The sequence below is a fragment of the Myxococcales bacterium genome (genome assembly GCA_022563535.1).
Taxonomy (GTDB): Bacteria; Myxococcota_A; UBA9160; order UBA9160; family UBA4427; genus DUBZ01.
In genome coordinates this window covers 133,667-142,052 of record JADFNE010000003.1, presented here as the reverse complement: position 1 = coordinate 142,052, position 8,386 = coordinate 133,667, and the positions used below count along the sequence as shown (strand labels likewise).

8 protein-coding genes are annotated in these 8,386 nt (G+C 59.2%); 2 read left to right on the top strand and 6 right to left on the bottom strand.

Translation table 11 applies throughout. The annotated features are described in order from the left end of the window. Positions 1-1,025 (top strand): transposase (locus IH881_02250; GenBank protein ID MCH7866488.1); only part of this gene is annotated, 1,025 nt, incomplete at its 5' end. A gap of 51 nt (positions 1,026-1,076) precedes the next feature. Here IH881_02250 and IH881_02245 read toward each other — a convergent pair. Beyond that, positions 1,077-1,541 carry a hypothetical protein gene (locus tag IH881_02245; GenBank protein MCH7866487.1) on the bottom strand — a complete coding sequence of 155 codons (465 nt, stop codon included), beginning with the start codon at positions 1,539-1,541 and terminating at the stop codon, positions 1,077-1,079. A gap of 101 nt (positions 1,542-1,642) precedes the next feature. Between IH881_02245 and IH881_02240 the strand changes: the two genes are divergently transcribed. Next, positions 1,643-2,872: a transposase gene (locus tag IH881_02240; GenBank protein MCH7866486.1), complete on the top strand. Its 1,230-nt coding sequence runs from the start codon at positions 1,643-1,645 to the stop codon at positions 2,870-2,872. A gap of 328 nt (positions 2,873-3,200) precedes the next feature. Here IH881_02240 and IH881_02235 read toward each other — a convergent pair whose 3' ends face one another. The 5 genes from IH881_02235 to IH881_02215 all read right to left on the bottom strand — a co-directional run bounded on the left by IH881_02235 (position 3,201) and on the right by IH881_02215 (position 8,386). Beyond that, positions 3,201-4,133, bottom strand: a complete 933-nt coding sequence (locus tag IH881_02235) for a glycosyltransferase family 2 protein (GenBank protein MCH7866485.1) — start codon at positions 4,131-4,133, stop codon at positions 3,201-3,203. Between the two features lie 13 nt (positions 4,134-4,146). Further along, a complete protein-coding gene (locus IH881_02230; GenBank protein MCH7866484.1) occupies positions 4,147-4,830 on the bottom strand; it encodes an acetyltransferase in 684 nt (227 codons plus the stop codon). Positions 4,831-4,912: 82 nt separating this feature from the next. Continuing rightward, positions 4,913-6,019 carry a DegT/DnrJ/EryC1/StrS family aminotransferase gene (locus tag IH881_02225; protein ID MCH7866483.1) on the bottom strand — a complete coding sequence of 369 codons (1,107 nt, stop codon included), beginning with the start codon at positions 6,017-6,019 and terminating at the stop codon, positions 4,913-4,915. Positions 6,020-6,024: 5 nt separating this feature from the next. After that, a complete protein-coding gene (locus IH881_02220; GenBank protein ID MCH7866482.1) occupies positions 6,025-6,954 on the bottom strand; it encodes a Gfo/Idh/MocA family oxidoreductase in 930 nt (309 codons plus the stop codon). Next, positions 6,932-8,386, bottom strand: coding sequence for an NDP-hexose 2,3-dehydratase family protein (locus IH881_02215; GenBank protein ID MCH7866481.1), 1,455 nt, complete (start codon positions 8,384-8,386; stop codon positions 6,932-6,934). The genes IH881_02220 and IH881_02215 overlap by 23 nt, the downstream gene beginning before the upstream one ends.

Below are 8,386 nucleotides of genomic sequence, written 5' to 3'. Positions count from 1 at the left end.
CGGGCTTAGGCGAGCGATCGAGGCGACCCGAAGGATGCTCCCACGAGACCGCGATCGAGATCACCGAGTCCATCCTCGAGTTGCGCCGCAGACATCCTTACTGGGGTGCGAAGAAGCTCCTGGTCATCTTGAAGCGACGGCACCCCAAGGTCGATTGGCCGGCCCGCTCCACCGTCTGCGACCTCCTCTCGCGACACGGCATGATCGACAAGAAGAGAAGGCGGAAGTATCCCGGCCATGCGGGGAAGCCAGCGCAATCGATGGACGCTCCCAACGACACTTGGTGCGTCGACTACAAGGGAGAGTTCAAGACGCGCGATGGCATCTACTGCTACCCACTCACTGTCACCGATGGATGCACGCGTTTCATCATCGGTTGTCATGGTTTGCGTTCGACCGCACACAAGGGCGCCAAGCCCGTCTTTCACGGCCTCTTCAGGGAATACGGGCTTCCGAAGATCATTCGCTCCGATAACGGAGTGCCCTTCGCCACCACTGCCATCGGCAGACTGAGTCGACTCTCCGTCTGGTGGATCCGCCTCGGCATCTATCCCGAACTCATCGAACCCGGTCACCCCGAACAGAACGGCAGACATGAGCGTATGCACAAGACCCTCAAGCAGCAGACCACACGGCCTCCGGCCGCGACCCTGCGCAGCCAACAACGCCGCTTCGATCACTTCTGTAAAGAGTTCAACGAAGAACGCCCGCACGAAGCCCTCGACCAAGAGACGCCCGCTTCGCGATACAAGCCGTCGCCGCGGGAGTTCCCTTCCAGGCTTCCCCCGATCGAGTATCCCGCTCACTTTGAGAAGAGACTCATGAGCCGCAACGGAGGCTTCCGGTGGACAAGCAAGCGCGTGCCCCTCTCGCATCTGCTCGAAGGGCAGTACATTGGACTCGAAGAAGTCGGAGATGGAATCTGGGATGTCTACTTCAGCCATGTCCGATTGGGACAGATGGACGAGCGCATCCTCAAGGTTGAGGATGCACTTGGGAGAAGAATGAGGAATCCAATCGTGTAAACCATGTCCCCAGACTAAAGTGTTAACGATGTGTCCGGCCGTTCATCACGGCTACCCGGTGCCACCGCCCTCACCTTCTAGGAACTCGCGGAATGACTCAATAAACATGACCCGCCTGGATTGCCACCATTGTTGGATGCCAGGCTGACGGAAAGTCCATAGGATGTTCCTGGCAAAAACTTCCCATTCCTCTTCATCGAGCTGGTTCTTGCGGTACTGCTGGAAGGTGTTCTGGAAGTCTCGAAACACTGTAATCATCAGCGCATCGAACTGAACTGCCTCGTCCTCGCCGAACTGGCTCGAATCCTTGAGGCCCAAGCGGTAAAGGCGGGCGACCTTCTCATCGGTGATCAACATGGCACTGAAGTTCTGGCTCAGTTGGACGAAAGAAAGGCTGCTAGTTGCACGAACGGTCCTTGTGTTTTGCCGGATCTGAGCAGCCAAATATATAACGGACGCGATCACCGCGAGGGCACCCGCGAACTCACCGATGCTGCCCAGATCTTGAATCGTCACTTCCGCCGCCTGACGGTTCGGCGTTAATCGGCGTTGAAACGCACCACCGACTCTACCTAGGAGCCTGACCCAAGACTCGTTAAGTGGTAAGTATGACAGTCATGAATGAAGAGATCGAGTTCAAAGGCTACGAACAGGACCAGGGCCAGCTGTTTCCGGCGCATTTGAGCGAAGCGTTGGATGCGGACGACGCAGCATTCTTCATTAACGACTTTGTCGAAGGTCTGGACCTCATGGCTTTCGAGGAGCGTTATGCCGTGGCGGGTGAGCGAGCCTATCCGCCACGGATGCTGCTGAAGCTGTGGTTGTTCGGCGCGATCGAGGGGGTCTACAGCGGTCGCGAGATCTCGCGCCGTCTTCGGTGGGATCTTCGGTTCCGCTATCTCGGGGGCGGGTTGTCGCCCGACTTTCGCACGATCAATCGGTTTCGGATCCGTCACCGTGTGGATTTCGCTCAGGTGTTCCGCGAGACGGTGCACACGGCACGGGCCGCTGGCTTGGGAAAACTCGGCCGCGTTGCGATCGACGGGACGAAGATCCGCGCGAACACGTCTCGTCACAAAGCGATGAGCTACGGCCGGATGGATCAGGCGGAAGCGCAGTTGGAAGCGGAGATCGCGGAGATCCTGTCGAAGCTCGAGGCGGTGAACGAGTCGGAGGACGAGACGCACGGGGATGGAGACGGAGGTGGCGGTCTCCCTGCCGAGTTGCAGACCCGGCAACGACGGGTTGAGAAGATACGCGCCGTGCGCAAGCAGTTGGCAGCTGAACGCGGCGTGACGCTCAAGGCCAGCAGCCAGAAGAGCTTCGCCGATCCCGATGCAAACATGATGATGACGGGCGAGGGTTCGCTTCAGTACTGTTACAACGCTCAGGTGGCAGCGAGCGAGGATGGAGTGATCGTGGCTTCCGAGGTCACGACATCGGCCCTGGACAAGCAGCAGTTGGTCCCGATGGTCGAGGCCATCCAAGCGACCACGCGTCGCAAACCAGGCATCGTGCTTGCTGACGCTGGCTACCTGAGTGAAAAGAACTTGGAGCAACTTCAAAAGAAGCGCCAACGCTGCTTGGTAGCGGTCAGCGGCCGGAACAAACGGAAGTGGCCTCGGGGTATTCATACCCAACGAATGCACCGCCTCCTTCGACTGCCTTGGGCGCAGAAGATCTACAAATACCGAAGAACACAAGGCGAGCGTCCCTTTGCAGAGATCAAGCAGACGATGCGCTTCCGCCGTTTTTCTACGCGAGGACGCGCGAACATCCGTGGCGAGTGGCACTTGGTGTGTGCCGCTGCAAACGCGTTAACGATCTACCGAGCCGCAAGGGCATGAAGAGACGAACAGGCACAGGTGCGCGACGTTCAAAGGATGGCTTGAACTACCAGCCAATTCAGTCGGCACCTGCCAGAGCCAAGGAAACGAGCCTAGACCCATGCCTCACGGTGTGTCTTGGGTCAGGCTCCTAGTTATCAACGAGCATCAGTCTAGTCGTGTTATCCCGGGATGTCGCTTGGGTTCTGCCCTGATTTCGCGGACACTCCTCCGGCCGCATTATCGGCCTTTTTGGATGTGTCCGCGAAATCAGGGTAGAACCCCTTCATGGATACAAACCACAAACGGAAGCCGCACCGTGATGGTGCCCGCCCCCGCCGCGCGATTCTCACCAAATCTCTTCGATCACCGATTCCGGGCGGTGGTTTACTTCGTCGAAGATTCGCCAGATGTATTCGCCGATGATGCCGAGCATGACGATGATCAAGCCCAGCAAAAACGAGATCAAGGCGGCCAGCGTCGCGAAGCCCCTGTTCTCTTCGAAGCCCGAGTATCCGAGCACCCCCAACACGACGACGACGATGCCGTAGAGAAAGGCCAGGGTGGCGACGGCGAGACCGGTGAGTGAGATCAAGCGCAGAGGCACCATCGAGAAGCCGAGCAGCGAATCCACAAAGAGTTTGAGACGCTTGCGGAAGGTCCAGCGGGAGACGCCGTGTTCCCGCGCCTGCCGCTCGTATTGAATCACGGCAGGTTTGAAGCCCAGATAATGTGCAAAGATCGGAAGGCTGATGTTCTTGCCCGACTGCTGCATGTGGGTGAGCAGTGCGCGGTCCATCAACATGATGTCGAAGCCACCGGTCGGGTAGTCGCTCAGCACGAACATCTGCACCAGCTTGTGGTACATCCAGGCGAACAACCTCGAACTCCACGAATCCTGGCGCTTGCTGCGGGCGCAGATGACGTACTTGGCGCCGGCCAGCCACTTGTCCACCATTTCGATTACGAGTTCCGGCGGGTCCTGAAGATCTGCCGTGAGGATGGTGAAGCAGTCGCCGTCGACGAACTGGAAACCGGTCTTGAGCGCCATCATGGCGCCAAAGTTGCGGCTGTGCTTGATCACCTTGATGGCGTCATTGCCGGCTGCGATATCGAGCAACTCGCGGAGCGATCCATCCCCGGATCCGTCGTCGACGAAGATCAATTGCAGCTGAACTTCCCGCTGCCGGAGTTCCGCTTCAACCCGGGTCAACGCATCGTAGAGCGGGCGAAGAGATTCTTCGTTGTAGTAAACGGGGATGACAATCGAGAGCGTCTTCATCTCACTCCGGGTACTACTCGAGGAAGAACTCAGAGTTCAGACGGGAGGGGCTCGACAGGGTCTTCTTCCGCCAGGTTCCGATCACGACCTGGTTCGGTTCGACATCGCTCATCACGTGGCTCCCTGCTGAAATAATGCAGTTGTCCGCCACGGTCACGTGATTGGCGATCGTGCAGTTGGCCCCCAGAAATGTGTACTCGCCCACCGAGGTGCTGCCGTTCACCGCGCTGTGCGCTGCCACGAAGCAGTGGCTCGCGATCGAGGAGTGGTGGCCGATGAAGCATCCACTCCAAAAAATCACGTTGTCGCCCACGCTCGCGAAGGGCTGGATGACCGTCTTTTCGAAGACAAAGCAGTGTTCGCCGAGCTTGACGTTCTTCCAGACGAAGGCCTCCGGGCTGACGTACGAAGCGGCCCGATAGCCATGGTCTCTCGCCGCCTGGTAGAGCCGCGTGCGAACCTGGTTCAACCCGAAGTAGGTAATGGCAACGAAGAAGTGATGATCTTCGGGAGCGAAGTGCTCCGTGATCTCCTCGAAGGGAACCACCGGCAGCCCAGAAATCTCCTTCGCCTCGATGTACTGCTTTTCGACAGCGAAACCCACGACTTCGTAGGGCGAGTCGTGGGTGAAGTATTCGTAGGCGACCTGAGCGAACGCCCCCGTACCAATCAAGATCAGCCGCTCGCGTTTCTCCATGCACCAGAGTGTGGCGCGAATACGTTGCAGCGGCAACTGTAAGAAGACGCGAGCAGATGCCACGACGATCCGGAACAGGCGTTCAAGCGGAAGGAGCGAGCTCCCTAAGCGCGAGCACCACCGCCAGCTGTTGTTCTTCCGTCAATGCTGGATACATCGGAAGAGAAAAGATCTGCGTCGCCGCCGCCTCACAAACCGGCAGGCTGCCGGCGCCCGCTCCATACGCTTCGTAGGCGGGCATGCTGTGGATCGGCCAGGGGTAGCTCACGTTTACATTGATGTCGTGGTTTTCGAGCTCCGACACGAGCCAATCGCGTTGTTCGTGCCTCACTACGTATAGATAGTAGGCGTGGTCATTTCCCGGGGCGCTCTTTGGCAGCGCGAGGGCGGTGTGTTTCAGCAACTCGTCGTAGCGAATGGCGATTTGTCTGCGCATGGCGATGTACTGGTCGAGATGCCCGAGCTTCTTGCGCAGGATGGCGGCGTGAAGCTCGTCTAGGCGAGAGTTGTAGCCGTGTTCCTCGGCGTAGTAGCGCCCGTCCATGCCGTAGAACCGGAGGCGGCGGAGCTTTTGCTGGGTGGCGTCGTCGCTGGTGAGAACCATCCCGCCATCACCATAACCTCCGAGCAATTTGGTGGGGTAAAAGGAAAAGGCCGCAGCATCGGACATGCTGCCCGCCTTCTTTCCCCTGAATCTCGCACCGTGGCTTTGGGCGCAGTCCTCCACCAGCTTCAGGTCGTGCCGATTGGCCAGTTCGCTCAGGGCATCCATGTCGACGCACTGGCCGTAGAGGTGGACCGGCAGGATGCAACGAGTGCTCTCGTTGATCGCTGCCTCGACCTTCGAACAATCCATCAGGTAGGTTTCGGGATCGACGTCGACGAAACGCGGCCGCGCTCCAGTGGAAACAATGGCAGAAACCGTGGGCACCGCCGTATTGGAAACCGTGATGACTTCGTCGCCCTCGCCTATTCCCACGGCCTTGAGGGCCAGAAAGATGGCGTCGGTGCCGTTTGCGACGCCAACGCCGTACCCGACACCGCAGTACCGCGCGAACTCCTCTTCAAAGGCCGCGACCTCGTTGCCCAGAATCAGGCTGCCGGATGCCATGACGGCATCAATGGCCTCGTGAATTTCGGTCTTCTCGGCTTCGTACTCTTCGAGGTAGCTCCAGACTCGGATCGGCATGCTGACTAGCGTCCTCCCGCCGCACGACGCATCCAGTCGAGCACGAATGCATCGTCGAGCAATTCTAGCCGCAGGCTCTCGAGATCCCGCGCCTGAATCCTTCCGATGACTTCATGCACGAAGAGCGCAAAGCAGTCTGCGGCCGGCACCTTGACGATGGACGCGCCGCTTTGCTGAGTCAAGCGAAGCTCGTTTTCCAGCAGCTCCGGGGTCGTGAAGACGCGGTCCAGATCGACGCAGAGGTCGGGCCCCGAGAACGAAAGGCGATTGCGATACGCCGTCGTGAAGCCGAACTGGCCGACCAGCGAGCGGCCCTCTTGATATTGCAGCATGACATTGAATGCGGTTTCCACGCCGTCGCTTCCGTGCCTTGACCCCACGCGACACTCCAACGCCTCCGGGCGCCCGCCAAAGAACAGCCGCCCGGGAGTTACCGCATAGGGGCCGAGGTCGTTGAGCGCACCGCCACCGAGTTCCTGGCGGTAGCGAAAGTTTTCTTCCGCTAGTGGCGGGAATGAAAAACTGGCCAGAATGTTCGTGGGTGCTGCGCCTGGACGCGAAAACAGATCTCGAATTGCAGCGAGCTGCGGGTGGCGCGTATACACCGTCGCTTCGGCCAGGCACAGATCCCGGCTGCGAGACAATTCGACGAGCCGTTCTGCCTGTTCGAAGTCGAGCACGGCGGGCTTGTCTACCACGACGTGGCGCCCGGACTCGAGCGCGCGCTCGGCCCAGAGTGCGTGGTCACTGTTTACGAGCGAGACGTAGACTAGATCTGCGTCGCTCTTGGCCAGCGCCGTCTCATAGTCTGAGAAGGTGGCGTCGGCAGCACTGCGCGAGGCGACTTCAAAGCCTGTGACCTCCGGCAGCGCGGTCAGCGCCGGGATCAGCCGCTTGTTGGCGATCGCGGAATTACCGAGGATCAGGATTCGCACAGTCCTCCGCTCCAGAGATCAAACTCGCGCAGGACAACAAGGTGCGCGCGTCGACGCTGAGATGCCCAAACTTCAAAAACTCGAGTAGCTGCCCCAGGGTCATCCAAATGAATTGCTCGGGCAGGTCGAGCACGCTGTCGGGATCGAGTTCGAGGATCGTATTGCGATTCTCGAGTCGGAAGAAGCGCCCGCCCTCCTCCGACTGGAGTACCGAGTAACGGATCTCTTCGGGCCGCGGGTTCAGGAAGCGATCGAGGAAGGGAATCTCGCTTGCGCGTTCGCGTTGATGTTCGATATTCGATCGCGAAACCGTAGGAGCGAGATCGACTACGTCGAGGTTGCCGGGTTCGACTTTTCCCTGCACCAAGAAATGCAGCACCCCTGCGTGCTTTTGGGTGATGAACCCGTGCAGGCCCGGGGCTGCATCCCGAAGCATCGGCTGCGTCCATCGTGCAACCTCTCGCGCCCCCGCCTCCACCGCGACGGCAATCACAGAGAAGTACCCGCGTGACTCGTGCACGATTTCGCTCTCGGTGATCTTCCAGTTCTTCACATCGGCCAGCGGAATGGATTCGACACGGTGCTGGTAACGGGTCTTCATTTTCGTGAGCCATGCAGACAGCGCGTCCATCGAATGCATTGCACCGGATCCCGCGTAGATGGACCCGAGCAGATCTTTTTCGAAGCCTGCGAGCGTTTGCGCCTCGGAAAGATCGGCAAAACCTCGTTCCGCGTCGTAATACGGGATGCAGGAGATCACGGAGCGAGCGTCCATGTTCACAAAATGCTCTCGCCACTGGAGCTTCTTGATCTCACCGAGGGTGAGCCAGCAAAACCCGTCGAGCACGGGCACCTCGTCGTCATCTGCGACGTCGACAATCATGTTGCGATTTTGCTTCTTGAGAAATCGACTGGCCTGCTCCGTCTGCAGTTGGTCGACCAGCAGGCCCTCGGCCGGCGCCTGGGTGAAGTAGTCGAGATAGTTGGGCGCGCTGCCGCCGTGAACCTGGCTGTAGTTGCTTTGGGTCGCTTGTACGGTGGGCGAAAGCTGGACCGTGTTGATGTTGCCGGGCTCTGCTTTCGCCTGCATCAAGAAGTGTCGAATCCCGCCGAAGCGCTGGGAGAGAATCCCCAGGATCCCGATCTCCGGTTGGTTGATGATCGGCTGGTCCCAGCGGCCCGCGGGCTCGAAATTCGTTTCGACTCGGAGCCCCTCGATCCGGAAGAAGCGCCCCGAAGCGTGTACGAGATTTTGGGTCCCCGGTTCGAAGCTCCACTGGTCCATCTCATCAAACGAGATCCGGCGCACCCGAAACCCGCTCCCAGCGCCGCACTCGCGAAACCAAGAAAGAAAGTTCGAGTTGTCGAAGACAGGACTCTCCGCGGTCATCGACGAGCGCAGAAAGCTCACTTCCTTGGATTCGGCTTTCAC